This is a genomic window from Falsibacillus albus (assembly GCF_003668575.1).
GTDB lineage: Bacteria > Bacillota > Bacilli > Bacillales > DSM-25281 > Falsibacillus > Falsibacillus albus.
This window is the reverse complement of the sequence record NZ_RCVZ01000001.1, coordinates 449437-474923: the sequence shown is the minus strand read 5'-3', so window position 1 is coordinate 474923 and position 25487 is coordinate 449437. Positions and strand designations below refer to the sequence as shown.

27 protein-coding genes are annotated in these 25487 nt (G+C 39.5%); 5 read left to right on the top strand and 22 right to left on the bottom strand.

Going from position 1 to position 25487, the window contains the following annotated elements:
- Positions 1-134: 134 nt before the first annotated feature.
- Entirely contained in the window at positions 135-515 is a 381-nt protein-coding gene (locus D9X91_RS02325) for a Spx/MgsR family RNA polymerase-binding regulatory protein (RefSeq protein WP_121678931.1), read from the bottom strand.
- 423 nt (positions 516-938) lie between these two features.
- Between D9X91_RS02325 and D9X91_RS02320 the strand changes: the two genes are divergently transcribed.
- Positions 939-1181, top strand: a complete 243-nt coding sequence (locus D9X91_RS02320) for a DUF2626 domain-containing protein (protein WP_121678930.1) — start codon at positions 939-941, stop codon at positions 1179-1181.
- A 72-nt stretch (positions 1182-1253) separates the two neighbouring features.
- Here the strand turns inward: D9X91_RS02320 and D9X91_RS02315 are convergent, their stop codons facing one another.
- Complete coding sequence (locus D9X91_RS02315) at positions 1254-2321, bottom strand: class I SAM-dependent methyltransferase (RefSeq protein WP_121678929.1); 1068 nt, start codon at positions 2319-2321, stop codon at positions 1254-1256.
- A gap of 135 nt (positions 2322-2456) precedes the next feature.
- Entirely contained in the window at positions 2457-3092 is a 636-nt protein-coding gene (locus tag D9X91_RS02310) for an MBL fold metallo-hydrolase (protein ID WP_121678928.1), read from the bottom strand.
- Between the two features lie 203 nt (positions 3093-3295).
- Between D9X91_RS02310 and D9X91_RS02305 the strand changes: the two genes are divergently transcribed.
- Positions 3296-3472 (top strand): DUF2759 domain-containing protein, encoded by a 177-nt coding sequence (locus D9X91_RS02305; protein WP_121678927.1) that lies wholly within the window; start codon positions 3296-3298, stop codon positions 3470-3472.
- Between the two features lie 392 nt (positions 3473-3864).
- On the opposite strand, the gene D9X91_RS02300 is transcribed toward D9X91_RS02305, so the two are convergent.
- From D9X91_RS02300 to D9X91_RS02270, 7 genes are all read right to left on the bottom strand, one after another.
- Positions 3865-4176, bottom strand: a complete 312-nt coding sequence (locus D9X91_RS02300; RefSeq protein WP_121678926.1) for an MTH1187 family thiamine-binding protein — start codon at positions 4174-4176, stop codon at positions 3865-3867.
- A gap of 15 nt (positions 4177-4191) precedes the next feature.
- Positions 4192-5238 (bottom strand): YqgU-like beta propeller domain-containing protein, encoded by a 1047-nt coding sequence (locus D9X91_RS02295; protein WP_148709036.1) that lies wholly within the window; start codon positions 5236-5238, stop codon positions 4192-4194.
- A gap of 221 nt (positions 5239-5459) precedes the next feature.
- Positions 5460-6647, bottom strand: coding sequence for a M14 family metallopeptidase (locus tag D9X91_RS02290; protein WP_121678924.1), 1188 nt, complete (start codon positions 6645-6647; stop codon positions 5460-5462).
- Between the two features lie 77 nt (positions 6648-6724).
- Positions 6725-8611: an LTA synthase family protein gene (locus tag D9X91_RS02285; RefSeq protein WP_121678923.1), complete on the bottom strand. Its 1887-nt coding sequence runs from the start codon at positions 8609-8611 to the stop codon at positions 6725-6727.
- A gap of 348 nt (positions 8612-8959) precedes the next feature.
- A complete protein-coding gene (locus D9X91_RS02280; RefSeq protein WP_121678922.1) occupies positions 8960-9931 on the bottom strand; it encodes an ROK family glucokinase in 972 nt (323 codons plus the stop codon).
- 3 nt (positions 9932-9934) lie between these two features.
- Positions 9935-10150, bottom strand: a complete 216-nt coding sequence (locus tag D9X91_RS02275; protein ID WP_121678921.1) for a YqgQ family protein — start codon at positions 10148-10150, stop codon at positions 9935-9937.
- A gap of 155 nt (positions 10151-10305) precedes the next feature.
- Positions 10306-11766, bottom strand: a complete 1461-nt coding sequence (locus tag D9X91_RS02270) for a spore germination protein (RefSeq protein ID WP_121678920.1) — start codon at positions 11764-11766, stop codon at positions 10306-10308.
- A gap of 123 nt (positions 11767-11889) precedes the next feature.
- On the opposite strand from D9X91_RS02270, the gene D9X91_RS02265 reads away from it, so the two are divergent.
- A complete protein-coding gene (locus D9X91_RS02265; protein ID WP_121678919.1) occupies positions 11890-12771 on the top strand; it encodes a hypothetical protein in 882 nt (293 codons plus the stop codon).
- On the opposite strand, the gene D9X91_RS02260 is transcribed toward D9X91_RS02265, so the two are convergent.
- The 8 genes from D9X91_RS02260 to D9X91_RS02230 form a co-directional block, all read right to left on the bottom strand.
- On the bottom strand, positions 12768-14285 hold the full coding sequence (locus tag D9X91_RS02260) for a rhomboid family protein (RefSeq protein ID WP_199738063.1): 1518 nt from the start codon (positions 14283-14285) through the stop codon (positions 12768-12770). The genes D9X91_RS02265 and D9X91_RS02260 overlap by 4 nt on opposite strands.
- 186 nt (positions 14286-14471) lie before the next feature.
- Positions 14472-14648, bottom strand: coding sequence for a hypothetical protein (locus D9X91_RS22680; protein ID WP_199738062.1), 177 nt, complete (start codon positions 14646-14648; stop codon positions 14472-14474).
- 80 nt (positions 14649-14728) lie between these two features.
- Positions 14729-15511 (bottom strand): DUF92 domain-containing protein, encoded by a 783-nt coding sequence (locus D9X91_RS02255; RefSeq protein WP_121678917.1) that lies wholly within the window; start codon positions 15509-15511, stop codon positions 14729-14731.
- The gene (locus D9X91_RS02250) at positions 15504-16076 is read right to left on the bottom strand and encodes a 5-formyltetrahydrofolate cyclo-ligase (protein ID WP_325050488.1); all 573 of its coding nucleotides are present in this window, start codon (positions 16074-16076) and stop codon (positions 15504-15506) included. Before D9X91_RS02250 ends, D9X91_RS02255 begins: the two co-directional genes overlap by 8 nt.
- A gap of 63 nt (positions 16077-16139) precedes the next feature.
- The gene (gene rpmG, locus D9X91_RS02245; protein ID WP_114744861.1) at positions 16140-16289 is read right to left on the bottom strand and encodes a 50S ribosomal protein L33; all 150 of its coding nucleotides are present in this window, start codon (positions 16287-16289) and stop codon (positions 16140-16142) included.
- A 69-nt stretch (positions 16290-16358) separates the two neighbouring features.
- Positions 16359-16931: a hypothetical protein gene (locus D9X91_RS02240; RefSeq protein ID WP_121678916.1), complete on the bottom strand. Its 573-nt coding sequence runs from the start codon at positions 16929-16931 to the stop codon at positions 16359-16361.
- A 32-nt stretch (positions 16932-16963) separates the two neighbouring features.
- Positions 16964-19333: a glycosyltransferase gene (locus D9X91_RS02235; protein ID WP_158598214.1), complete on the bottom strand. Its 2370-nt coding sequence runs from the start codon at positions 19331-19333 to the stop codon at positions 16964-16966.
- A 1-nt stretch (position 19334) separates the two neighbouring features.
- Positions 19335-20036 carry a DUF4912 domain-containing protein gene (locus tag D9X91_RS02230; RefSeq protein ID WP_158598213.1) on the bottom strand — a complete coding sequence of 234 codons (702 nt, stop codon included), beginning with the start codon at positions 20034-20036 and terminating at the stop codon, positions 19335-19337.
- Between the two features lie 274 nt (positions 20037-20310).
- On the opposite strand from D9X91_RS02230, the gene D9X91_RS02225 reads away from it, so the two are divergent.
- On the top strand, positions 20311-20664 hold the full coding sequence (locus tag D9X91_RS02225; RefSeq protein WP_121678913.1) for a hypothetical protein: 354 nt from the start codon (positions 20311-20313) through the stop codon (positions 20662-20664).
- Positions 20665-20687: 23 nt separating this feature from the next.
- Positions 20688-21173 carry an endolytic transglycosylase MltG gene (locus D9X91_RS02220; protein WP_121678912.1) on the top strand — a complete coding sequence of 162 codons (486 nt, stop codon included), beginning with the start codon at positions 20688-20690 and terminating at the stop codon, positions 21171-21173.
- A gap of 51 nt (positions 21174-21224) precedes the next feature.
- Here the strand turns inward: D9X91_RS02220 and D9X91_RS02215 are convergent, their stop codons facing one another.
- The 4 genes from D9X91_RS02215 to pstB (D9X91_RS02200) form a co-directional block, all read right to left on the bottom strand.
- A complete protein-coding gene (locus D9X91_RS02215; RefSeq protein WP_121678911.1) occupies positions 21225-22994 on the bottom strand; it encodes a methyl-accepting chemotaxis protein in 1770 nt (589 codons plus the stop codon).
- Between the two features lie 179 nt (positions 22995-23173).
- On the bottom strand, positions 23174-23833 hold the full coding sequence (phoU, locus tag D9X91_RS02210; protein ID WP_121678910.1) for a phosphate signaling complex protein PhoU: 660 nt from the start codon (positions 23831-23833) through the stop codon (positions 23174-23176).
- Positions 23834-23883: 50 nt separating this feature from the next.
- Positions 23884-24657, bottom strand: a complete 774-nt coding sequence (gene pstB / locus D9X91_RS02205; protein WP_121678909.1) for a phosphate ABC transporter ATP-binding protein PstB — start codon at positions 24655-24657, stop codon at positions 23884-23886.
- Positions 24658-24672: 15 nt separating this feature from the next.
- The gene (pstB, locus tag D9X91_RS02200; protein ID WP_121679019.1) at positions 24673-25479 is read right to left on the bottom strand and encodes a phosphate ABC transporter ATP-binding protein PstB; all 807 of its coding nucleotides are present in this window, start codon (positions 25477-25479) and stop codon (positions 24673-24675) included.
- Positions 25480-25487: the final 8 nt, after the last annotated feature.

Sequence of the window (25487 nt, the reverse complement as noted above, 5' to 3'; positions counted from 1 at the left end):
TCCACCGCCCGCCCCGCGGAAAGCGAAGTCTTGCAAGGAAATCAAAAACGGTGTAATAACAGATCCCTAATTTTTCTTGAAATTGTTCGCCTTTTATGTGTGATTTAGTTATGTCCCCACCTCATTATTATGGTTCAACTTGTCAGCTGCAATGCTTTTTTCTTATTGGTCATGCTTCGTAATCCCTCAGGATGATAGCCCACTAAAATTTTGCTACCGTCAAATAGAATCGGCCTTCTCAAAAGCTTTGGATTGTCGAGGATCAATTGGAGGATTTCAGATAGATGAAGATCATTGATATCAACGGATAAATCTTTATAAGACTGACTCCTAGTGGCAAGGATTTCATCCAGACCTTCGGTGGTATGAGACAGGATTCCCATTAACTCATCCAAGGTTGGAGGGTCCCTGAATATATGACGCTCGGAAAATTCAATCGAATTTGCCTTCAGCCACTTCTTTGCCTTCCTGCATGACGTACAGCTCGGGTACGTATAAAAGATTAGCTCCTCCATTCCATATCTTCCCCTTCCTTTATTTCATTCCAGTATTTGATTGCTAAAACAATTGTACAATATATGTATAAGTATTGTACAGTTATATGCACAACGATACACAGATAGGGGACAATTCGGTCCGGAACTACCGAATTTCACAAAAAAATTCATCATTTGATGTTGATTGAGGCAGGTTGGGGCCCTGCAGCGTGGAATGAGATTTTAAAAAAGTTGTCCATTTCCTTTCCATTCTTTTCATGTATAATAAAAATAACCATCAATTGAAAACGTTTTATTTCAATCGCCTAAAAAATAGCCAATTATTTGTTTAATTATCTGGCAAATGTCATAAACTAAGGACGATGAAATATTTACAATTTATTCATGTTTCATTTATAATATTTAATTGATGGACCGAGGGTAAAAAGGAGGGATACATAAATGGATCGCATGTACAGAGTATTGGGCTTCTGGACAGGAATTTTCACAGTCTTTTTCTACCTAGGAGGTATGGATAAAACAGCTTTGATCTTCCTAGGCCAAACAGGATTCTTTATTTTATTGAGCTATTTGAAATTATCTGAACGTATGTATATTTATGTTTTTGGAGCGTATTTAACCGTTTTCTTTGCAGGATTCACATACTGGACGACCTTTATGATGACTCCAGGCGGAGGACATTGATAAGCTGTACCTTCCAAAAAACAAAAGACCATTCGGCAACTGAGTGATTGACTACTCTTGCAGATGGTCTTTTTACTTTCTAATGATTCTTTCCTGTACTAATACTTTAAAGCGGCTGGAGACTCCTCCCCCGTCCATGAGCTGCATGATGCCCCTGTTCCATTTTCTTTCATAAGAAAATGGATCCATGTCCGTGCAATTCAATAATTCTTTGTAAATCCCCAAATTCTCAAGGAATGTTCGTTGATCTTCAAGCAGTATTGAGTGAAAACCATTTTTTTCGCCTAATTGCTTCAGAACATCGAAGTGAATATGTGACGTCAAATCCATTTCACCGGGGGATGCAAGATAATTTTCTTGGATCCGATGGTCTTTGTATCCTCTCAGGCTCCCTTTTTTTAAATAAGGCTGTTTCCATTCACTCTCCAAGTACCCATAATCAATGGTAATGACCGTCCCATTCTGTATGGAATGAACCAATTGCCGGTAGCTTTCGATCATTTTTAATGGAATTTCGATCCTTTGGCCATTTCCCAAATTAAGATCATATTCTTCGAGAAAGGAAATGATCTTTTTATTTGTTAATGGGATGCTTGTCTCAATCAGCTGATGTTCCTTCACAGAAATCATTATTTCAAAAAGGGACCCATGCTTTTTCTCGATTACATGAACCGGGAGTGCATCCAGCCACTCATTTGAAAAAACGATGCCAGAAAAAGAATTGATTTTTTTTAGATCGTCCAGCAGCACCATGGAATGAAAGTTCACGTTTTTTTCGATAAGGGTGCGATGAAACGGACTTTTTTCAATCAAGTAATACGTCAGTTTATTGTAAACTTCAGGAGAAAGCTCCTTAAGCTGGGTAAGGAATTGATGAGCAAATGTCCCATCCCCGCTCCCGATTTCACAGAATCGATAGTCCAGATCTTTTTTATTCCATTGGGACAGGGCATATTGCACGAGCATCTTTGCAAAAACGGGTGAAATTTTGGAGCTTGTTATATAATCCCCCTTATCCCCGATTTTCTTTTGCATCCTCATGTAATAGCCCCGTTGTGGATGGTATAAGGAAAGATCCATATACTCAGATACCGTCAACATTCCGTTTTTCTTGATTTTCTTCATTAAAAAACCCTTCATTGTATGCCTCCAAAGACATGGAATAACAAAAGACTGACCTCTTTACACTAAAATCCAATCATAAGATGGGACTAATTAAGATGTCAGTCAATCTATTATATAGTTATGAACATGCCATTGTATTTATACAAAGTTTTAAAACCCTGTCAAAAATGGATTGCCATCCATTTCATCCTGAATATTGGTCTCCACCCCATGTCCTGAAAGCACAATTGTGTCTTCCGGCAGCGTTAATAGCTTATTATGGATCGTCTTCATCAGCTGATCTTGGTTTCCTCCAGGAAGATCGGTTCTCCCGATCCCTTGGAAGAATAACGTATCACCTGCGATCACGAAACCATCCTTTTCCACATAATACGAAACGCTTCCAGGAGAATGGCCAGGGGTTTCCAGGACATTCAATTGAAATGGTCCTATTTGCAGCATCCCTTCCTCTGCAAGGAATTGATCAGCAGGTTTGATCCTAATCGGTTCGATCAGGTTGAAAAACTGAGATCCATTAAGGGCAGGATCCAGGAGCCATTTTGCTTCCTTTTCATGAATATATAACGGAATTTCATATTTATCACGAATTTTATCAACAGCACCGATATGATCAAAATGAGCATGTGTCAGCAATATAGCGAGCGGTTTCAGATCGCGCTTTTTAATCCAATTTATAAGATGTTCAGCTTCATCACCTGGATCTATGATCAAACAATGTGAATCATCGTCAGTCAATATGTAGCAATTTGTTTGAATCGGTCCCAGTGGAATTCTATTCCATTTCATATTAAAGCACCTCCATTTCGATTTTATCATGAAAAAGGTTGGAATGAAAAAACATAAGAGACTTGAAAATGCAGCATACTACTGAAGAGAGAAAAACATTCCAAAACAGTACCTCGACAAATTGGAAAAAAAACTATAAAATATGAATGAATGCTATAATCTTACATATAAAAATTCTCAACCAAGGAAAGGAGTCATCATAAATGGGTCTTGTTATCATTTTTGCCCTTGTTGCTCTGCTTGCTGTTTTCGCAAGTGTAAACGCTTTTAAAACCAAAAACCTATTAGGAATCATATTTGGATTAGGTGCTTTGGGGATATTTGGCTGGTTCTCTTTCATGACAGTCGTCCATCACGGCTTCCCTGCAATTACCCATTAAAAAAGAGCTTTAGTTGCAGCCATGGACTGTAGGCAAATTCAAAAAATTTGAGTTTGTCTACAGTTTTTTTATCTTTGAAAATTTCCCCATAAAATAGTTTGGAGCGGAATGTTTTAGATTGCTGAGGACTTCACCCCCCGCCCCTTGGAAAGTGAGCACCCTTCCGCGAAAATCAACCTTCTAGATCCTTGACTAATAGCAATAAACTTTACGATTATAAAAAAAACGCCAAAAGGGATTGAGAAATCATTTTCAATCCCTTTTGGCGTTAACCTTAGAGCTGCTAAAATAGCCCTTTTTTATTGGCTGGTTTCTTAAAGCTTGTTGTTAAAATCCTAATCCCGATTTTTACGTTTCGTTGAATGAAAATTTCCCAGCTGAAAAGAGCCTTTTTATTTCAATTTAGATTGGACACTTTCCAACTTGTCTTCCATTTTCCGCTTTTTGTCCCTACGGTCATCTATTCTGATATTCGTTGCAACACGCTGGATTCCATTTGAAAATGGAGCTTCATGGATTTTTTGAATGACTTCAAACAAAACCGGCAGTTCCCCTTCAATGATTGTGTTCATAGGTGTTAATTGAAAGCGTATTTTCCCCTCATCCTGATACGATGCTAAAATTGTCTGGAGATCTGCCACATATTGACTGATGCTTGGAGTTTCTGTTCCGATTGGTATCACTGTTACGTCGACAATTGCCATTTTTAGCTGCGCCTCCTACTGTTGAACAAGATTCGTTATTTTATTTGTTTTAATATCAATCAGCTTTTCCAACTGAAATCCATATAAACACTTGGTGCCATCTGGTGAACATTTTAATGGTTCATTGTCCAAATGGTCAACCACTATGGTCTGTTTACCTTGATCAAATGAATATTTCATGAGTTGGAAACCTTCTGTGTATTCATCAATGACACCACTTTTATACGGGACGAATGTGAGCAGCTCATTTGTTTGATCGTTCAGGTCATAGTAAGGTACGAGCCAATCAGAATACTGGCTTATTTGCGGAGCTGTAAAGCTCGATAATTTTTTCATATCTCCATCGTAAAATTGATAGATGGCACGGTCGCTGTCTGTAGATGATTCAGTGATGGTCATTAAGATCTTTCCGAATACATCAAAATGAATGGCAGCAGGAGTAACCTGCTTCCATTCTGTCATTTTTCGGATATCAAGTGACATGATCGGTGCTTCAAGACTCTGACCATTTCTATCCCAATCCTGTGCAAGCAGCGAACTTTTCGATTGCCATTTTAAAAATGGCTGCGGGGCATCTATTGGCTCCAATCTTCTTCCATTCCAATTCAGGAGAAATACCTTAAATCCCCAATTTTGATCAAAGGCTGTAATGAGGATGCTGCTTTCATCCCAACGGTTCCATTCGACATTTAATTGAAAGCTGTCAATATCCTGTGAGTAGAGGATTTTTGGCTCTTGGATGGAAATAACATGAACCGTTGCTCGATAAGTATAAGGGGATGTGATGGCCAGGATCATTTTGCCATTCGGACTCAAGATGACATCTGTAACGGGATCTTCAGTGGAGTATAGTTCTTTTTGCTGTCCAGAATAGAGGTTATAAGAAGCAATGATTGCCTTGGAATCCTCCTCATACAGAAAGATAATCGACTGCTCATCCTGCCATCCGACAATTTTGTCGAATCCTTCTGTTGGAATAGGAGTGATCTTCTTTGCATTGATTTCGTTATGAGGTTGAGGTAGTTCAGTGGGGGTAGCCTCTTCTACCTTTCCCTTCTCCACTTGACTCTGTGTAACATCCTGGCACCCGGAAAGAATAAAAAATAAGACACAAAAAAGTAGTGAGAATTTAAGATATTCCACACATTTCAAGCTGAATCTTATCACCCCACCACTTCCCTTCCCACATTCCTTATCAATTAGTACGATTTTCACCATAAAATGTTTCATAATTTTAATATATTTTTCATGAAATTGTAATCGTTTAAAATACCCAAAATTGTTTAATAAAGTAAACTCGCTATAAATATACCCCTGGAGGCGGAATATATTTCATCAAATTGTGAGAGCGGCAGAGGGTTGATTCCCTTTCCTAATTCAATGGTAAATCCAGGATTACGGAATTTCTTAATGAACCAATCTTTATATCCTGCATAGCTATCTATAAATTGAACTGACGAATAACCGCTCATTTTCTCAATTGCTTCTGCCAATGATTTAGACTTCTGTGGTTCCAAGCCTCCGAATCCCCAATAAAATTCCTGTCCTTGGGTATGGAAAGCCAATAGTACATCAAACTTTTCCTTTTGGGCCAATTTAGCCATCACGATTGTTTCGGGCTCGGATAATGGCTTAATTCCTCCATAATCCCTTGGTCCAGGCGATGTGAGATTCTTTCTCTGCTTTTCATCCTGCCATCTTGCCGGAAATTGTTTATTTAGGTCCACCCCTCGGATATTTGCTTTCCATCCAGTGAAATCATCCCTTCCTCCATTCAATTGAATGAGTTTATCTTTGATATGGCTTGGCGGGCCATTCAGAACGAGATCAACTCCATCCGGATTTACCATGGGAACAATGGATATACTCCTTGTTTCGAATATTTTCAACATATTTGTGTGCATTATTTCTTTTCCATTGGTGACGGAGAGTGCCAACTCGTTAATAAACTTCATGATGACTGGGGTTGTTATCCATTCATTTGCATGAAATGAGCCGTTCCAATGAACTTTTTCTTTTCCCCTTCCGATTTTCAATTCAATGATCGGCTGATTTAACACGCTCCTACCGATCACTCTTTTCTTGATAAATGGATAAACAGTTAACAATCTCAATAGGTCTTTATTGAAGGTATCAAAATTATATGGAACCTTTTCCGTTATGATGATGTTCTTTATTCTACTTGGAATGAGTATGACCTTATCAGGCTGAATGCTTTGGAAGCTGATCCCCTGATTTAGCATCAGAATGGCATCTTCCCGCACCTCGCACCTTCTTGAAATTTCCCATAGGGAATCTCCTTGTCGCAGGCGGTATTGCTCACTTTCATATCCTGGAATATCTACCTGCTTGCCTGGAGTCAATACATCGGAATCGAGACGTCCATTTGCTTCCTGTATCAATGGCACAGGAATATAAAACGCTTGGCTGAGCGATGTAAGCGTGTCTCCTTCCCTCGCTTTTATTTTCATGAATCTCCCTCCTAAGCATTTATTTCAATTAAGGTTATGTAGGGATGCGGGAAAAATGATAAAAGGGAGAATATTATTCATTCTCCCTTGAGTGCGGCATTTTTTTGGTCATAAAATCTTAAAAGGTCGCCGTATATGATTTTATCGGAGTAATCTAGCTCTTGTTTTGCCTTTTTGTTATATGGCTGGCAATTTTCTTTTTGGACGGGTTGTTCGGTTATTTTGCTGTAGCAAACGTTTTTGGTGTAAATATACTCCTTTGAAACGAAGCTTCCATTCCTTAGGACGGCAAAATCCCCATGATTATTGGAGAATAAATCCGTACCAAATTGAATATCTCCTTTAGTCGATATGCCAAGCAAATGCAAAACCGTCGGCCTTATATCAACCTGTCCACCGACTTCACTGATCACTTTTCCTCTGCCTTTGTCTGTAACCCCAGGGATATGAATGAAAAGCGGGACTTTTTGAAGCTCAGTGTTGGCAAGCGGCGTGATCTCTTTTCCTAAATATTGCTTCATCGCCTCATTATGATTTTCAGAGATCCCATAATGATCCCCATATAAAACAATGATGGAATTTCGATAAAGTCCTTGTTCTTTTAGCCCTTCAATAAATTGCTTAATGGCTTCATCGGTATATCTTACAGTTGTAAAATATCGATTGAACGTACCATCACCAGATGTAAATTCATCAATGAGCTTGTCCTGCTCATCTAATTTAAATGGGTGATGATTCGTCAATGTTATCAATTTGGTGTAAAAAGGGGTTGGCATTTGTTTCATTAGGCCGACGGATTGGTTAAAAAAGGGGATATCCTTTAATCCCCATCCGATGACATCCTCATCACGAATCGAATAATCTGTCATGGAATAAAAACGATTGTAGGAAAGGGATTTATACATGATATCCCGATTCCAGAAGCTTTTATTATTTGCATGCATTCCTGCAGTGTAGTAGCCGTTTTCATTCAGTCTTTCTGCCATGGAATGATATACATTTCCTGAATGGGTGAAAAATACCGCTCCCCTTCCTAATGGAAACAATGAGTTTTCCACTAAGAATTCTGCATCAGATGTTTTGCCCTGTCCCGTTTGATGATAAAAATGATCAAAATAAAAACTGTCATGAATGAATTTATTTAAATATGGAGTTGCTTCTTTTCCATTCACTTTATGATTGATCACAAAACTCTGCAAGGACTCCAACGAAACAATGATCACATTCTTGCCTTTCGCTATCCCAAAATATTTTTCATTCGGCTCCTGGTAATTGGCACGGACATAGTTGTTGATTCCCACCAACTCGCTTCCATCGGCCATTGCCCTCTGAGCCGAGGATTTCGATTGAAGAAAGATATCGTACAAATGGTAGTTGAATGTTCCGATGTTCTTCACTAACATCTCCCTGTCAAAGGTTCTTGTCAGCAATTGCGGTCTCTCCACCTCAGCAAGTCCAAGGTTTAATAAAATGAGGGAAATGGAAAACAACACGAATCCACGCCGGCTTATTATCGAAAAAAAATCTAATTGAAGAAAACCCGGTTTCCGTCTCATAAGAATGGTCAATACGAACGTATCCGCGAAAAACAAAATATCTCCCCAATGAATGATTTCTCCCGCACTATTTCCCAAATCTCCGAAATTATTGGTTTGAAACAAAACCGGCAGCGTAAGAAAATCATCAAAAAAACGATAAAATGCTACATTCGCGTATAAAACAAATGACAGAATGAAGCTCGCAGTTAAAACATAGCGATTGCGAATTTTCTCCGATTTAATAAAAAAGGCGACACCGAATATGAGAAGCAAAAAACTCAATGGATTTATGAGTAAAATAAATTCTTGTAGTCCGTTCTCAATTTTTATATGAAAGCTCGTTTTGTAAACGATATATGACTTGAGCCAAAGGAACCCGGCAGCTAATAGAACAATGGAAATGTCCGTTTTTTTCAAAAATTTCATTTCTGGCCTCCTTATTTAAATTAAAAGTCCAGGAAAGGATCTTATTTTTAGTTTGGACCATATCCATCAAATTAAGATTGAAAATAAATGTCAAAAAAGGATCTTTCACCTCATTTATAGACGTTTCGATTTGGACAAGGTTTCATATCATTCGCAGAAACAATTTATATGGAACCCTGTTAAACATCTCATTTGATTCCCGTGCAAAGTCTTCACTTCCCGCGGGCGGGGCGGGAGCCTCCTCGGTTGTCGTTGCACTCAATCAACAGCTGGCATAAGCTAATTGCCCCCAAGCATTAACAAAGCCAAAATAAAAAAACTGGCGATCATCGCCAGTTTTTCAAAGATTTATTTTACTGTACTTTTGACAAGCCAAGCGGCACCAATCACTCCGGCATCATTGCCCAATGTTGCAATCGCCAATGATGTTGATTCTGCAACAGTCGGAAATGCAAATTTCTTAAAATATTCCTTTACAGGCTCCAGTAGGATATCCCCGGCTTTGGACACACCGCCGCCGATGACGATATTTTCGGGATTGAGACCGTTTCCTAAATTTGATAAAGCGAATCCCAAATAGTATGCCAATTGATTGACGACCTTCTTGGCTAGCCCATCATTGCTCCTGGCCGCATCAAATACATCTTTTGCCGTGACCTTTTCCCCGCTTTTGAACATTTCACGAAGGGTTGATGGGGTATCAGATACCTCCACTGCTTCCTTCGCAAGCCTTACAACCGCAGTTGCTGAGGCGACAGTCTCCAAACACCCGCGCTTCCCGCAGTTGCATTGCGCTCCATTTTCAGGGACCACTGTAATATGGCCGATCTCACCGCCAGCTCCTTTGACGCCATGAATGATTTGGCCATTTGCAATGATTCCTCCGCCTACACCGGTACCGAGTGTTACACAAATCGTATCTTTTGAGCCATTTCCAGCACCTTTCCACATTTCTCCGAGTGCTGCACAATTTGCATCGTTGTCAATGACCGCAGGTAAATTCGTTTCCACTTCAAGCAGGTCTTTCAATGGATAATTGCTTTCCCAGCCTAAATTAACCGCTTCGTAAATAATGCCCTTGGACATATCGACTGGACCAGGGGCCCCCATTCCAACTCCGGCAAGTTTTTCTTTCGGCTGGTCGAGTTCTTCTAATTTTTCATCAATGGACTTGGCAATATTGATGATGATGCTTTTCCCCTTATTACTTGTATCCGTTGGTATCTCCCACTTATGCAATATTTCTCCATATGTATTCAAAAAAGCAAGCTTAGTCGTCGTACCTCCAAGATCTACACCTACAAGCCATTTTTCCATCATTCATTATTCACCACGATTTTTTAGATTTTGTTTTTCTTTTTGAATATGTTGTTTTATAACCAATATTGCCGATTGAAAATCTTTTGGATCAATGACCTTTGCTTGAAACAAATCAATAAATTCCATTTCCATCAATTCCAAGTCAGCCAATCTATCTCCAGTATAAATTATTGTCCCATAGCGCTTTAAAAATTGTTGGACATCGTAAACCGTTTTCATTTTTATTTCCCAGCCTTTTAACCCATTTCATTTATTAAGTATAAAATATTTTCGGATAAAACAAAAGTATTAACCAATCGAACACAAGGAAAAGGCTGCCTTCTCCTATGTGCATGGCACCTAGGAACTGGACAGCCTCTATGGATAGACAGGTTTTATCGATCTGGATCTTTTGGATGTAAAAAACGCGGTCTCCTATTTTTGAGCGGGATCGGCGATCGGACCATCACGTCGCGGAATGCTCTGTAATTAAAGGGAATGAACGGCCACATATAAGGTATGTCAAACGATTTTAATCGTGTCAATGCAATGACCCAGAGAGTGGTCCCGACAATCAGGCCGTATGGTCCAAATAATGCTGTTGCGACCAGCAAATAAATCCGGACCAACCGGTTGGCGAGGCTTAACTCATAACTGGGGGTGGCAAAAGTTCCAATTGCAGCGACCGCCAAGTATAAAATGACCTCATTGATGAACAACCCAACCTGGACAGCAACCTGTCCTATCATCAATGCAGCCACGAGCCCTAATGCCGTAGCCAGAGAGGAAGGGGTATGAATGGCTGCCATCCTTAAAATATCTATTCCGATTTCAATGAGAATCAGTTGCAGGAAAAGTGGAACATCCCCCATGTCATCCGGACTGACATAAAAAAAAGAAATCGGCAATAAATCCGGATGTATGGAGAACAAATACCATAAAGGAAGTAAGAAAATCGATGCCCAGACAGCAATGAAACGAACCATTCGCAAGTAAGCGCCAACCAATGGCTTGTTTCGGTATTCTTCTATATGCTGCAGGTGATGCCAAAAGGTTGTGGGTGTGATCAAAACACTGGGGGAGCCATCGACGATGATGCAGACATGTCCTTCATAAAGATGGGCTGCAGCAGTATCCGGCCTCTCTGTATACCGTACCATTGGATACGGATTCCAGTGCCTGCCCGACACAAACTCCTCAATGGTTTTTTCACCCATCGGCAGTCCATCAGTATCAATCATTGATAATGATTTTTTGATCTTATTCACTAACTTGGGATCAGCAATATCTTCCAGGTAGCACACAACCACATCCGTCTTCGACCGTCTGCCAATTTGCAGATATTCCATTCTCAGCGTTCGATCCCGGATCCTTCGCCGGGTCAACGCAGTATTGAATACAAGTGTCTCTACATATCCGTCCCTCGACCCCCTGACCACCCTTTCCAAATCCGGTTCCTGCGGCCCTCTTACGGGGTAGGTTCTGGCATCTATCAATATCGCTTTATCGATTCCATCAACAAGTAATGCGGTTGGTCCTGCAAGAACCGTATCAATGACGATATTTAAATCATCCTTCTCTTCGACTTCTACATAGGGAATATATTTTTTCAGAAGTTTATTTAACGCATCATCTTCAAGCTGGTCTTCATCGAGACCTGCCAAAAGCTTCATTAGATAATGAAGAATATCATCCTTAACGAATCCATCCACCAAGAACATGACCATTTTTCGTCCTGCATAAGCAAGATCAAGCTGAATCACATCAAAGCTTTTATCAACGGCCATCATTGTTTTCATGTAATCTATATTTTTTTCTATATTAGAAGAAACAGGCTGTTTCTCTCTGGTTTCCATCCTTGCTGGCCCCTCTCATGTCGAGTCTAATTTCCATCATGGTCAAGGATGGACCAAAAAATACCTTCTATTTTAATTGCCGAATTCATATACATGTCCTAAAAACGTTGGGGAGTCAAACTCATGAAAAATACAAAATTAAGGGTCCTATCCACTTCAATATTAATGGTTGTCATCACCCTATCCCTATTCCATCTGCCAAACAAAGCCGCAAAGGAAAGCATCATTTTCTTTCCAATCGACAAAAAAGCAATGTTTCTTTCAGCTTCCACTTCAATCAGTTTGAACGAAGGAAAAACTCCAACCTATTCAGTTGATTGGCGATTAAAATCCGTCCTAAACGAAAAAGCCTATTTACGCCAGGATATTGGATTGCTTTATGAAAACGGGAGATTAAAACAAAAGACGAATAATTGGAAACAAAACGTAACTTTGCTGGAAAGTGAAAAAAGGATATTTGGGAAAGATAGCGCGCTTTTTGAAGGGGTTTCCTTTCATTACGCCGAACTTCATGATCAAGTCGGAAACAGCATCACGAGTGCTCAAATCATGGCCAGCGATGGGCTGTATGTAATCGATTCAAAGTTCAGTCCGCTATATTCATTTAAAGTTCCTTCCACAAATACAGAAATGGAATGGAAAAAAGTAATGGATCAGTTGATCAATAGGCGACTTCAATATACAAAAGATAAAGCGGTTAAAGCCTTCCATATTCCTGAAAGCCAATTTGATGACATTGCCTTGACGGATCTTCCAAAGTACAATAATCAGCCATTGCCAGGTTTCACACAAGATCAAACAAACATCATCATCGGGAATCTATGGGAAGGACTATATAAGAATTACTTTCTTGGGATCAAATTAAAAAACGGTACGGTCGAGGATCCCCTTGACAGTACCGTACCAATCATTTTACTAAATAAAAACAAGGAAAACTTATATATTATCTTCTTGACAAAAACAAATCAGCCAATCCTTCTGATGCAGAAAATCAACTTTGATTAGATCCTTGATTGTATCTCTTTCAAAAGCGTTTGATATTTCTTATCGTCCTTATACTTCAAAGCTTCCTGAACCTCAGTTTCAGCTTTTTGGAAATTGCCTTCATCATAATAAATAAGGGCTAAATTATAATGTGCTTCATGAAAGCGTGGATTGAGACGGATTGCTTTCATGAGGTGCTGCTTTGCATTTTCATTTTGGCCATGCTGAAGCTCCACATAGGATAAAAAGAAATATGTGACAGCATTTCCTTCATGCTGATCAATATAAGAATTCAATAACTTTTCTGCCTTGCCATATTGTTTATCCTTAATATATTGCTGTGCAAGACTATTTGTAACATCCGGATCAGCACTTGCTTCGCTGTATCGAAAACCATAAATCAAAAAGCCTGCGCTCAGAAGGATGGTCAAAACCAAAAATAATAGCTGCCTCCTCCAATTTTTCTTTTTCGGCAAATGTACAACCCCGGTAGCTAAAAAGCCTCCAGCCAGTCCTCCAAGATGCCCGGCATTATCAATTCCTGATGCGGTGAATCCGAATACGAGATTAATACCGATGACCACCAGGACATTCACTCCCATTGTCCGGAAGAATAAATTCGGGTATACCGACCCGAAATACAGCAATGCACCGAAGCAGCCAAAAATCGCTCCGCTGGCCCCTGCAGAAAGATTATCCGTAAATACGAAGCTGGCTACCGAACCAGCAAATCCAGCAAAAAGATAAATCCATAAGAATCTCATCCGTCCGTATATTTTCTCCACTGCAATCCCTAAATAATAGAGGGCAAGGGTATTCATAAGGATATGGAGCACTCCGATATGCAGAAATATCGGAGTGATGAACCTCCACCACTGGCCTTGTAGGATGAGTGGATTGTATTTTGCGCCAAATTGTATTAAGTTCTCAGGATTTGTACTGCTGCCTTTCAATTCCAGTAGGATGAAAACAATCACTTGGATCGCAATAAAAATATAGGTGAAAAATGGTTTTCCAAATTCAAACAACTTTTTCTCATTTTTAGATTTTTCCACCGATGCCTGCAATGTTGATTGTTTCAGCTCTTCAATACTACCATCTTGTCCCTCTTGGATGATGATCGGTTCGTGAAAAAAATCATTCAACATTGAAAGCCCTTCATGCCTCTGTTCCTTTGTCAGCATCACATTATGAAGCAGCACCTTTTGATTGGAGAGCTGGTGCGGCTTTTCCAATAGATAGTGATAATCATCGACTGGAGGATAACTGGAAATATATACATTCAGAACGGTCAGTTGCCTTTTATAAAAAGCCTTGCGAATTTTCTCGCCATTTCTTGTGGTGAACTCAATATCTCTCTGAAGCCGATTGCCCCAATCGATATCATGATTCAAAAGCCGGATGACCGGGGCTTTTTTATTCGAAAAATTTTCAAGCCACATTTCATTTTCCGTTTCGGCAACCTGCACGATGCGATATTGTCTTTTGATCACCAAATCATTAGCCAGCTTCCAGAACAATAAGGATTCACTCATACTCAAATTACCCACTACTTTCTATAGGTCACCCAGTTGGATGAATAGTCGTTGCTTTAACTATACATAAGTAAAGAAGCACATGTAAAGCTGGACCATGGACAGAGAGCCTATTATGCTCTCGGAAAGCGAGCAGCCTCACTATTATGAATAATAGCAACAAAAAAAAGACCCGCTAAAGGTCTTTTAAAATGTGCTTTGAATGATCTTCGAACGAAAACCCGGGATATTCATTATGAACTTGACCGCAAATTTCCTAAGAAAAAAGTTTCCGAGCAAGATATTCAACATACGGTAGCGAAAACGATAAGCAACTAGAAAAAATATCGCAGTCACGATCCATTTCCATAATCCGTTTGTCATTTTCATCACTCCTTGCCTTTATTTTGCGGCAATTATAGTGAATTATCCTTCAACAAACAAAAATTTTTCATTGAAGCGATTTATTGAAAGAGGACAAAAATCAGCAGCCCTGCAAAGAATGGTGATATGAAGTTGACTGTTTCATTATTGATGAAAGGAATACCTTTAATTTTCTCAGTCCGGCTCCCACAGTGTGTCTTCCTTTCGGTTTTGATCCCGCATTTTTTGCAATAAAACTCAACTTGAAGGCTGGCCCCAAGCAGCGTATCAATTATGTTTCCTGCAAATCCTGCTGCTGCGATGAACAGCATCTGCCGAACTTCCAGAGAAGAAAATAAAAACATGGCTGCCAGAGCAATGCAAATGGCCCCCATCAATCCAGCAAGAGTTCCCATGAAGCTGACGGCACCTGATGTCCCTTTTTCCACTGTTGAAAAAGTCCGTATGGAAAATGGTTTCCCTTTGCTTAAGACCCCAAGTTCTGAGGACCAAGTATCTGCATTTGCTGCTGCGATACTTGCACAAAAACACAGCTGCCAGATTGAACCATTCTGAATGAGGTATATGAATGAAAACAAGGCTGCAGGTCCTCCATTGGCTGCGACTTGCTGCCAATCCCTGCGGTCGCCTTTTGCGACGATCTCTTCCACCTTTTTCTTTTCTTGTTTTTTATATTTTGAAAGAAGGCTCGAAGACAGGAAAAATACCCCCAGTACGAATAATCCTCTCCATTCAAACGCAGCTGCAATCATTCCTCCGCTCAAAAAAGCAGCAATCCCTCCGGAAACGGACAGGCTGCGGGTCCACACTCCTGCAGCACAAATCATCAAAATGAATGGAATTTCATAAAGCATGTTATGCATGGCACACAACAACCTCTTGATCGGTAATGATTTTTTTTACTGGTTTATCGAAATCCTCTATTGGGAGGGATTCAACTAATTGGCGTTGGAAAGCAAGGGAAACTGTATTTCCTTTATAATCGGCTAAGAAGCGATCATAGTAGCCGCCGCCAAATCCAAGACGATACCCATCTTTCATGAATGCCAGTCCGGGTACAATCAATAAATCAATTTGATGTTTGTCAATGGCTTCCTGTTCTGCCTTCGGTTCATATAAGCCAAAAAACACTTTCTCAAGCTGAGTGAAGTCCGTAATCTGCTTAAACAACAATTCTTTCGATTCTGTTAGACATTTCGGCACGACTATCCGCTTACCATCTGTCCATGCCCTTCTAATGATTTGCCATGTGTCCACTTCAGTCCCATTAGAAATTGTTATGCCGATAGTATTAGCATTGCGCCAATCCTCCAGTTCAAATAATCGCTTTGAAATTAAGTAGGAGGATTGCTCATAGACCAACTTCTCCAATTCCTCTAATGAGGACTTCATTTTTTTTCTAATCTGCTTTTTTTTATTCATAAGCATGCCCCTTGTCTCCTTTTTAACACTATTAAGCACAAAAAAAGCAGCTGGGGATCTCCCTGCTGCTTACTTCGTTTCACGGTGTAATGTAACGCGCTTTTCTCTTGGGCAATATTTTTTAAGCTCAAGACGATCTGGGTTGTTACGCTTGTTTTTTGTAGAAATATAGTTACGCTCACTGCAATCAGTGCAAGCTAAAGTGATATTAACACGCATGTTTTTCCCTCCAAACTCATCATTGCATTCTTCTACTATTCGTACGACTTTTATATAATATCACTTTTTTCATTGAAATGCTAGTCTGTTTTTATATGCATTATTGTTTTTTAATATTTCTTCTACTTGGATCCCGTTCATGATCCACACTTTTCCTTCCACACGAGCAGATGGGGGAATAACAAATTCGAAACGCTGTATGCTTTTTACATTGCCTTTGGCAATTGGCTGGTAAGTCAATGCTTTATTCCCAAGCACGGTAACATTGTCTGTCATTCTGCAGCAATAGGCGCTTTTCATCATGTTTTGGACATTGATGGAGCCATCCAATAGGAAGACCCTCTCATTAAAAAAATGTAGCGTGTAATATCCGTTCGGCGATATAAATGATATGTGGTCCGGTTGGTCAGTGATCGGTTCGTTAATGACCGTTAATTTTATGTGCTTGACTGCCTGTGTTCCATTTTTGACAGAAATGTCAAAGGAGGAACAATCACCCGATGATTGTTCATTAAGTTGAATTTCAAGGCCTTCCAATGTTTGCTTGCCGACTGATAACATAACATGATGATCTGCCCCTCTTGCTTCAATGAATGTTTTCCTTATGAAGTGATCATTGATTAATGCAGACACAGCTTCCATCCATACTTCCCCCCTTAAAAAATGATAAACATCTACAATTTAATGCCCTCTACTTTAGATTTGAGCCTGATATCCTCATAGACATTCATAGTTTTCTCACTAATACGTTCCCAGCCAAATAACGTTATGGCTATTTTATAGGCATTCTCGGCAATGCGTGCTGCTTTGGCAGGATTGCTTAATAATGATGAAACAGCGTCTGCCAGTTCCACACTGCTTCCTGGGGTAAACAGCACGCCATTTTCGTTGTTGAATATTCCCTTCAAACCCCCTGTCCTTGCTGCTGCAACAGGCTTTTTAGCTGCCATTGCTTCAAGTGCAACAATTCCAAATGGTTCATATAAACTCGGAAATACTGCCATATCAGCTTGTCTAAATAAACAATTTCTTTCTTCATCTGAAATGTACCCGATGAAATACACAAAATCCTTAAGCCCTCTATTTATCACCATTTGTCGATAATGATCCAATAATGGCCCTCTGCCTGCAATGATGAAACAGATCTCTTCCCGCTGATCGACAAGTTTCTCCGCAGCTTCAATAATGGTTTCAAACCCTTTTTCTGCTACCATCCTTCCGATTGAGAACACCATCTTCCGATTACGGATCATTTGAGCAAAAACCTTTTCATCACTTAAAGTATGGTCAATGCTTAATGGATAGACTCCGTTAGGAATTACCAGGGAAGTTTCGAAGTTGAACAGTTTCTTCAACTCTTCTTTCATATATTCACTGCACACAATTAATTCATCCGACAGATGTACAAGTTCCTGCTCTTTTTCATGAATGAATCGTTGAACCTCATTATTGATTCCATTGTTTCTGCCGTGCTCCGTCGCATGGATGGTGGTGACAAGCGGTATATTGAATTGCTTTTTCAGGAATTTTGCCGCACTCCCTACCAGCCAATCATGTGCATGGATGACATCAAACGAATGTGACCGGAAAAGCTCAATCCCTTTTTGGATCATGGCATTATTTAAATCAGCGATCCAATGGAGGAAATTTTCTTCTTCCTCATGCATTGGGGAAACCCTATGAACATGAACTTGCCCATCAAGGTCATACATAGGCAGACCAGAAGTTCGGGTAGTCAATATGTGTACATCCAAACCCTTCTTCGATAACCCCTTTGCCAGGTCATGCACATGCCTTGACAATCCTCCCACAATATTGGGCGGGTATTCCCAAGAAAGGATCAAAGCTGACAACGAACCTTCACTCAGCATTTCATTATTCTTCTCTTTTTCACCATCAGAAAAATGGCTCTGAAGATCGATATGGAGTAATCTTTCTCGCATGGATAATGCTTGATTGTCCAACAGACCAGTTGTCATGACTGACGAATACTGGGAAAATGTCTGCTGAATATCGTTTGAATCGAAATTGAGCCAATCATCCATGATCCCCATGCAGTACATCAGCCATTCTCTCTTTAATTGGAGATAGATTCGATGATTATGATCATCGAGGGCTTTTGCCAAATTCACCAATTCATCTTCCATTTTGTGCAGCAGTGGAAGTTGCTTAAGCTGAACATCCGTCAGTATAAGACGATTCTCTTCCATCCCCAGATACGTAAAGCCCAGTAAGGCTGTACGGCATTCCTTTTTCATCCCATCAACATCAGCGCAAAATAATTCACTATCAGAAATTACATAATATATGGAGACCTTGTCTTCTTCCTTCAGGTAATCAAGATACGAAAACGAACTCTTATCCATAGGCGGCATCACTTCTATAACCGGCAATACTTTTAGCCCCCTAGGAGTTTGAAGAATGCTATCTGTTTCTGCAGAATATGGTTTTGCAGTGTCAAAGGCCCATTTTGATAAAAACGTAAATTGCACATCTGAATCAAGCAAATATTGGTCCAAACCCGAAATATACGCACATTCAGGCAGCCAAAAACCATTCGGTGCATCACCCATATAGGATTTCCACTTATTAATGCTTAGAGAGATTTGTTCGTTAATCGCTTCCCTTGTTTTAAAGTGTGTAAATGGAAATGGACTGATAGCTGTAGGAATGGCTAATATCCGCTGTTGAATAATCAGCGTACGCAATGCCCGTAGGATGTCCCTGTCAATATTCAACCACACTGGATAAATAGAGTGAAGATCATTGTCCTTGAAGGATTTTGCGTTTCTCATATTAAATTCCTTCATTAGCGACTCATCAACCATTTTCAAAAATTCTTTATCCTTTAAAATATCGAATACCGCAGGGTTTATGATTAAAATGATTGGTTCCCTTTCGTCATGCTCCAGCAAACTAATGATCTTTAAATACTTCTCAGCTAATTGTGCATAGTATATTTTCTTATCCTCTGGACTGAATTTGCCAAGAGGTATCAAATCATCTTTCATATGGATGATCGGACGAACAGCAGCATCCCCCATTTTATCGCTTCTCCTTTTCGATGGATGGTTTCTCATAATAAGTGTATGTACTGACATGTTCTATCCATTTAGGAGTAGTTTGAGCCTTTTTTGAGAACTCGTCCAATATTTCTTTTCCGACTAATCCTTGCTTTTGATTATCAATACAAGGGATGGTGATCGTATTTGACCTGACCAATGGAAGAAAATGATCGTTTGGCAAAAGAAAACCATACTCGATGCAATAACTTCTGCCTTCCTGCAATTCATTCAGATACCAGTCCGTTGACTCGGTCTTTACCATAATATCCTGGTAGGAATGAGCGTTGGATCCATTAAAATGAGGAATGCCGGAAACATTAAATATTCGTAAGACAGCTCTTGCATCATCAGTCGATGTTTGATGATAATTTAACATGGATCGGATGATCGATGAATCAATTGTCCAATAACAAAACAAGCGATTATATTTTGAAAAGGTAAGATGCAGATCGCAGCGCGGCGCACGAATTTTATGAATGCGCGCTTTCCATTTACCTTTTCTGACCGTTTTCTTTTTAGGCATTGCAGGAATGGCCATTTCCTCTTTTTCTTCCTTTTCCTTCCTCGATTTTTGATATTTTACCCAGCTATATTGGACTTTTCCTACAGTAGTATTTAGTTGAACCGCAATTTTGCGGAAAGATAACCCTTTAGATCGAAGCTCCAAAATTTCCTCTATCATATTCATCACTCCTAGCAAGATGATTGCTTCACCAATTTTCTGAATATTAGTTATTCTAATCGTACCACCACCTTCACAAAGCTACAATAAACGCAAATTGTCGGAAATTGTTCAGCTGTTCTTGCAAATGGCTTTAGCGAGAAAATTATTTTTTTTCAACCGAACTTGCTCATTCATACACGATAATCTTCGACAAAATTCTCACTAAACTCATAGAGATTTTTTCCATACTATGCTATAAATAACATAGGAAATTATTAAAAGGAGACTCTTCATGGAGATCATTTTATTTGGGCTGTCAGGTTTCGCATTTATTCTTTTCATTCTATCTTTCTTCCTTAAAGATCGAACGAAGTTAATTGAAAAAGAACTGGAAGAATTGTCGCTGACCTTCTTTCAGGAAAACTACCAAATTAAAAAAAGAATGAAGATATTGGAGGAAGAGATCATGGTGACCGGGAATCCTATATCGTTCAAATCACCTGAGAGGAGCACCAACAAACGGAATATCAATGAAATTATCCGGAACCAAGTCCTTCATTTATATCGTCAGGGCCTCGAAAGGGAGCAGATTGCTGCACAATCTTCTTTGTCCCTTGCTGAAGTGAACGAAATATTAGCTGAATAACGACCTATGTAAGGAGAATCGTAATGGATAGAAGAGCAGCAAGATTCTTTGCGGCCGGCATCACTTTTGCCATCATTGTCATGTTTATCTTTCTTAAATTTTTTCCTCAACCAGAGGGAAAATCCACTGAAACAGAAAAAGCTTCCTGGAAACAAAAAGGCTATACCATCGTGAAAAGTGAAAGTTATACAGCATTAAAAAAACAGTTGTCCCAAGCAGAGAAGCAGTTGGATCAAGTACAAACGAATCACAAAGATTCCTCTGCTGAAACCGGAAACGGAGACAAACAAAAAATCATAACTCGTTTCCATTTAGTCGTACATAGCGGAATGACTACATCAGAAATCAGCAATGAGCTTGAAAAGGCAGGAATCGTTGACAATGGACAGGACTTCAATGATTATCTGATCAAACACAAGTACCAGCTCATCTTGCAAATAGGGGAATACGACCTGATGAGTAATATGGATTACGAAACGATAGCAAAAATCATTACGAAATCAAACTAACGATACTAGAAATCCCCATAGGCGGTCAGCGCCTATGGGGATTTCTTCGGTTCATTTGAAATTTTTCACCAGTACGGCAAGTTCGTCAGCGTTTTTCAACATATAATCTGATTCTGCAAATAATTGTTCAACGAGTCCATTCTGCTCCTGTACGGAAGCACTGGACCGGAGGGACCCTTCATTGAAATGGCCGCTGATTTCAGCAATGGAGTGGAATGAATGACTTAAATGTTCACTATGGCTGGACAAATGTTCAATACTATTTGAAATTTCTTCAATGTGGTTGGCCATTCCTTCAATTTCTGTTTTGATTTTTTCAAATTTTTCACCGGAAGCTTGGACATACTCAGCTCCTTTATCCAGTTCATTGTAGCCGTTTTCGATGGATATATGAACCTTTTCTGAAACATGACGGATATTTTCTACAAAATTATTCATACTTTTGAGTGAGTTTTCAACCTGGGCAGAAAGTTTCCTGACTTCTTCAGCCACAACGGCAAATCCCTTTCCGGCTTCTCCAGCCCTGGCAGCCTCAATCGCAGCATTCAAAGCAAGTAAATTCGTTTGTGAAGCTATGGAGGAAATGATTTCAATAAAACTTGTAATTTCAAGGACATTTTCTTTCATATGCATGATATCTGAATGAGCATTTTTCATCATACTATGCACTTTATTGATCTGATTGACCGTTTCCTTCATAGAAGTATGGCCGATCCGGGTAATCTCAAGCGCTTCTTTAGAAGTTGAATCCAAGGAATGGCTGTTTTTCTTTACGACTGTAATTTGTTCGTTAAAGGAATCATACTTCGCCAGCATTTCATTAGTTTCATTGGACTGAGTTTCAGCACCGGAAGCCAGTTCTACCATAGAATTGGAGATTTGCTCACTTGAACCTTTTAGATTCATGGTGTATGTACGGATGTGCCCGCTTTGACTATAAACTTTTTCTGAGACACTTTGAATGCCTTTAACGAGTTCTTTCAGCTCTTTAACCATGATGGCCACAGAATGATTCAAACTTTGAATTTCTTCCTTTCCTTCTGTATCGGTAATGGTTACTTCAAGGTTCCCTTTCGCAACTTCCTCTGTTACTTTCACTACTTTTTGCAGACGCTTCCGGATGGAGTTGGAGACGATCCATACAGCTAATCCACTAAAGGCACAGGCCAAAACCGTAATGATGACCAACAAAAGCATAAATTCATTTTTGTGATGCTGTGATGCAGCCAGCAATTGTTTTTGATCTTGGCTGATCAAAGCCAAAAGTTGTTCGAGATACAAATTATTTTGATTTCGCAAAGTTGATATTTGACCTCGGGCTTTCGTATAGCCCTCTTCATCGAGACGGACAACCGCTGGCGCCACTTCCTGCACAAATAATTGATCCATCTTTTCATTATTGCTTTGTATCTTAGTTAAAATTTTCGACTGTTTTGCATTTTGACTAGTATTTTTGATATCCTTCATTTGCTGATGGACCTTATTCCTTAGTTTCCTGTAATCCGTCAAATCCTCCTCTTTTAAGAAGGTGATATAATCTGCTATCCGAATATCCTTGTCATTCATCGCCCTTCCTATTTGGATGACAGCAACGGAATAATCATTATGCTTTTTAAGTGTATTCATATCTTGATAAGCTTCTTGGAAGAAAATAAAAGCCATGGCGATTGTGATAATGAAGCACAACGCAATAAATATGAATACAGATAAAATTTTTCCCTTAATTGATATTTGATTTTTCCAGAACTTATTCATTTTTAAATTTTTCCACTTTGGAATATTTCCATTGAGCTGTCCGCGAATTGATGTGATTATATTCACCAGTTTCCCCCCACATAGGATAATTTACATACTAAATTCTACTTTAATATGAAAAAAATACTATAAATGGAGTGATAATTTTACGTAAATTTTACAATCATTTAAAAAAATAGAACCTTTTCCCTTTAGCAGTTAACGCAAAAAAACCGAGAGCATCCATGCTCTCGGTTTCCTGTCATTTAAGCATTAAGGTCATACTTCTTCCCGGTCACAAGGAAAATGACGTGCTCGGAAATATTTGTGGCATGGTCCGCTACACGTTCAATATAGCGGGACACAAATGCAAGCTGTGTGATCTGATTGATGGCTGAAGGATGATTGGGGATGTATCCCATTAATTCCTGGATCAGCTCGCCATACATTTTATCCACTTCATCATCCTGATCTGCGCACTCTTTTGCCAATGTAACGTCTTCCGAATAGAATGCAGTTAATGAAGAAGAAAGCATATCCATTGCCATATCCGCCATTTTCGGGATGTCCACGATGTTTTTAATATGCTTCTCATCACCAATATGAAGCGTAGATTTAGCAATATTTACTGCCATATCACCGATTCGCTCTATTTCTGAGGATACCTTGATGGCCACGATGATTTTCCTCAAATCTGTTGCAACAGGAGATTCCTTTGCAATTAGCGCCAATGCCTTGCTGTTAATTTCATCCTCCAAGCGATCAATTGTATTATCGTTTGCAATGATCTCGTTTGCCTTCTCGATATCCTGCGTTTTCAAGGCTTTAATGGATTCTTTCAATGCATCTCGTGCTGTATCTGCCATTTGAAGCAACTGTTCTTTTAATTGCTTTAAGTTCAGATCAAAGTTTGTTCGTACATTCATTTACAACACCCCATCCTCATTATGCTCTTAATCATTAACCTGCCAATCTTTTAACCGAACCTTCCGGATACATAATCCTCCGTGCGTTGATCGTTAGGGTTAGAAAATATTTTTTCGGTTTCATCGAATTCAACCAATTCACCCATCAAGAAAAATGCCGTTTTGTCAGACACCCTTGAAGCCTGCTGCATATTGTGGGTAACCATGACAATTGTGTATTCCTTTTTCAATTCCAGGACCAATTCTTCAATTTTCATCGTTGAAATTGGATCAAGTGCCGATGTCGGCTCATCCATCAGTATGACATCAGGCTTCGTTGCCAGTGCCCTGGCGATGCAAAGACGCTGCTGCTGGCCGCCTGATAATCCTAGTGCAGGGGCATTTAATCTATCCTTTACTTCATCCCATAATGCAACGTCGCGCAAACTTTTCTCAACAATTTCATCCAATACCTTTTTCTTTTTAGTTCCGTGGATTTTCGGCCCGTACGTTACATTGTCATAGATAGACTGTGGGAAAGGGTTCCCTTTTTGGAATACCATCCCGACATTCTTGCGGAGATTTACTAAATCAAGCCTTGATGAAAGAATGTTCTTTCCATCATACATGATTTCCCCGGACATTTTCACACTTGGAATCGTTTGGATCATTAAATTCAAAGTCTTGATGAAAGTTGATTTCCCACACCCAGATGGTCCGATGATCGCAGTGACTTCATTCTCCGCAACTGAAAAATTGATATTTTTCAGAGCATGGCTATTTCCATACCAAAGATTCAAATCATTAATGTCGAATACTTGTTTTTTTGCCGTGATAGTTGACATCTTTTCTTCCCCCTTCTATCCGAATCTTCCAGAGATGTATTCTTCTGTTTTTTGAACGGAAGGATTCGTAAAGATTGTTTCAGTATCATCGAATTCAATCAAATCGCCATTATAGAAGAAAGCTGTTTTATCGGATATCCTCGCCGCCTGTCCCATATTATGCGTTACGATCACGATAGAATAATCTTTCTTCAAATTAAGGATCAATTCCTCTATTTTCGCATTAGAAATTGGATCCAACGCCGAAGAAGGCTCATCGAGAAGCATGACTGTCGGTTTCATGGCAATCGTCCTTGCAATGCAGAGGCGCTGCTGTTGACCGCCTGAAAGGGAATGGGCAGAAGTATGGAGACGGTCCTTTACTTCATCCCATAAAGCTGCTTTCGTCAAGCTTTCTTCCACCACTTGGTCCAATGTCGATTTTTTTCTGATTCCATTGAATTTCAAAGCGTGGGTAATGTTTTCATAAATGGATTTCGGAAAAGGATTCGGCTTTTGAAACACCATGCCGATTTCTTTCCTTAATGAAACCACATCAATTTTTTCATCCAATAAATTGACATCATCATATATGATTTTCCCTTCATTGCGGGCAATTGGAATTAAATCATTCATACGGTTGATGCTGCGGAGAAATGTCGATTTCCCGCAGCCCGACGGACCGATCAAAGCAGTGACGGCATTTTTTCCGATTTTCATGGATACATTATTGACCGCTTTTTTCTCGCCGTAGTAAATACTCAGATCTTCAACCTTCAATATCGTTTCAGGCTTGCTGGAAACTGAAATACTGGACGTTTTTTTCGATTTATTAACTTCCATCACAGTGT

Bases quoted from the DNA above. Each gene is read 5' to 3' on its own strand.
- D9X91_RS02325 (WP_121678931.1), bottom strand. From the start codon at position 515: ATGGAGGAGCTAATCTTTTATACGTACCCGAGCTGTACGTCATGCAGG.
- D9X91_RS02320 (WP_121678930.1), top strand. From the start codon at position 939: ATGGATCGCATGTACAGAGTATTGGGCTTCTGGACAGGAATTTTCACA.
- D9X91_RS02315 (WP_121678929.1), bottom strand. From the start codon at position 2,321: ATGAAGGGTTTTTTAATGAAGAAAATCAAGAAAAACGGAATGTTGACG.
- D9X91_RS02310 (WP_121678928.1), bottom strand. From the start codon at position 3,092: ATGAAATGGAATAGAATTCCACTGGGACCGATTCAAACAAATTGCTAC.
- D9X91_RS02305 (WP_121678927.1), top strand. From the start codon at position 3,296: ATGGGTCTTGTTATCATTTTTGCCCTTGTTGCTCTGCTTGCTGTTTTC.
- D9X91_RS02300 (WP_121678926.1), bottom strand. From the start codon at position 4,176: ATGGCAATTGTCGACGTAACAGTGATACCAATCGGAACAGAAACTCCA.
- D9X91_RS02290 (WP_121678924.1), bottom strand. From the start codon at position 6,647: ATGAAAATAAAAGCGAGGGAAGGAGACACGCTTACATCGCTCAGCCAA.
- D9X91_RS02285 (WP_121678923.1), bottom strand. From the start codon at position 8,611: ATGAAATTTTTGAAAAAAACGGACATTTCCATTGTTCTATTAGCTGCC.
- D9X91_RS02280 (WP_121678922.1), bottom strand. From the start codon at position 9,931: ATGATGGAAAAATGGCTTGTAGGTGTAGATCTTGGAGGTACGACGACT.
- D9X91_RS02275 (WP_121678921.1), bottom strand. From the start codon at position 10,150: ATGAAAACGGTTTACGATGTCCAACAATTTTTAAAGCGCTATGGGACA.
- D9X91_RS02270 (WP_121678920.1), bottom strand. From the start codon at position 11,766: ATGGAAACCAGAGAGAAACAGCCTGTTTCTTCTAATATAGAAAAAAAT.
- D9X91_RS02265 (WP_121678919.1), top strand. From the start codon at position 11,890: ATGAAAAATACAAAATTAAGGGTCCTATCCACTTCAATATTAATGGTT.
- D9X91_RS02260 (WP_199738063.1), bottom strand. From the start codon at position 14,285: ATGAGTGAATCCTTATTGTTCTGGAAGCTGGCTAATGATTTGGTGATC.
- D9X91_RS22680 (WP_199738062.1), bottom strand. From the start codon at position 14,648: ATGACAAACGGATTATGGAAATGGATCGTGACTGCGATATTTTTTCTA.
- D9X91_RS02255 (WP_121678917.1), bottom strand. From the start codon at position 15,511: ATGCATAACATGCTTTATGAAATTCCATTCATTTTGATGATTTGTGCT.
- D9X91_RS02250 (WP_325050488.1), bottom strand. From the start codon at position 16,076: ATGCTTATGAATAAAAAAAAGCAGATTAGAAAAAAAATGAAGTCCTCA.
- rpmG (WP_114744861.1), bottom strand. From the start codon at position 16,289: ATGCGTGTTAATATCACTTTAGCTTGCACTGATTGCAGTGAGCGTAAC.
- D9X91_RS02240 (WP_121678916.1), bottom strand. From the start codon at position 16,931: ATGGAAGCTGTGTCTGCATTAATCAATGATCACTTCATAAGGAAAACA.
- D9X91_RS02235 (WP_158598214.1), bottom strand. From the start codon at position 19,333: ATGGGGGATGCTGCTGTTCGTCCGATCATCCATATGAAAGATGATTTG.
- D9X91_RS02230 (WP_158598213.1), bottom strand. From the start codon at position 20,036: ATGATAGAGGAAATTTTGGAGCTTCGATCTAAAGGGTTATCTTTCCGC.
- D9X91_RS02225 (WP_121678913.1), top strand. From the start codon at position 20,311: ATGGAGATCATTTTATTTGGGCTGTCAGGTTTCGCATTTATTCTTTTC.
- D9X91_RS02220 (WP_121678912.1), top strand. From the start codon at position 20,688: ATGGATAGAAGAGCAGCAAGATTCTTTGCGGCCGGCATCACTTTTGCC.
- phoU (WP_121678910.1), bottom strand. From the start codon at position 23,833: ATGAATGTACGAACAAACTTTGATCTGAACTTAAAGCAATTAAAAGAA.
- pstB (WP_121678909.1), bottom strand. From the start codon at position 24,657: ATGTCAACTATCACGGCAAAAAAACAAGTATTCGACATTAATGATTTG.
- pstB (WP_121679019.1), bottom strand. From the start codon at position 25,479: ATGGAAGTTAATAAATCGAAAAAAACGTCCAGTATTTCAGTTTCCAGC.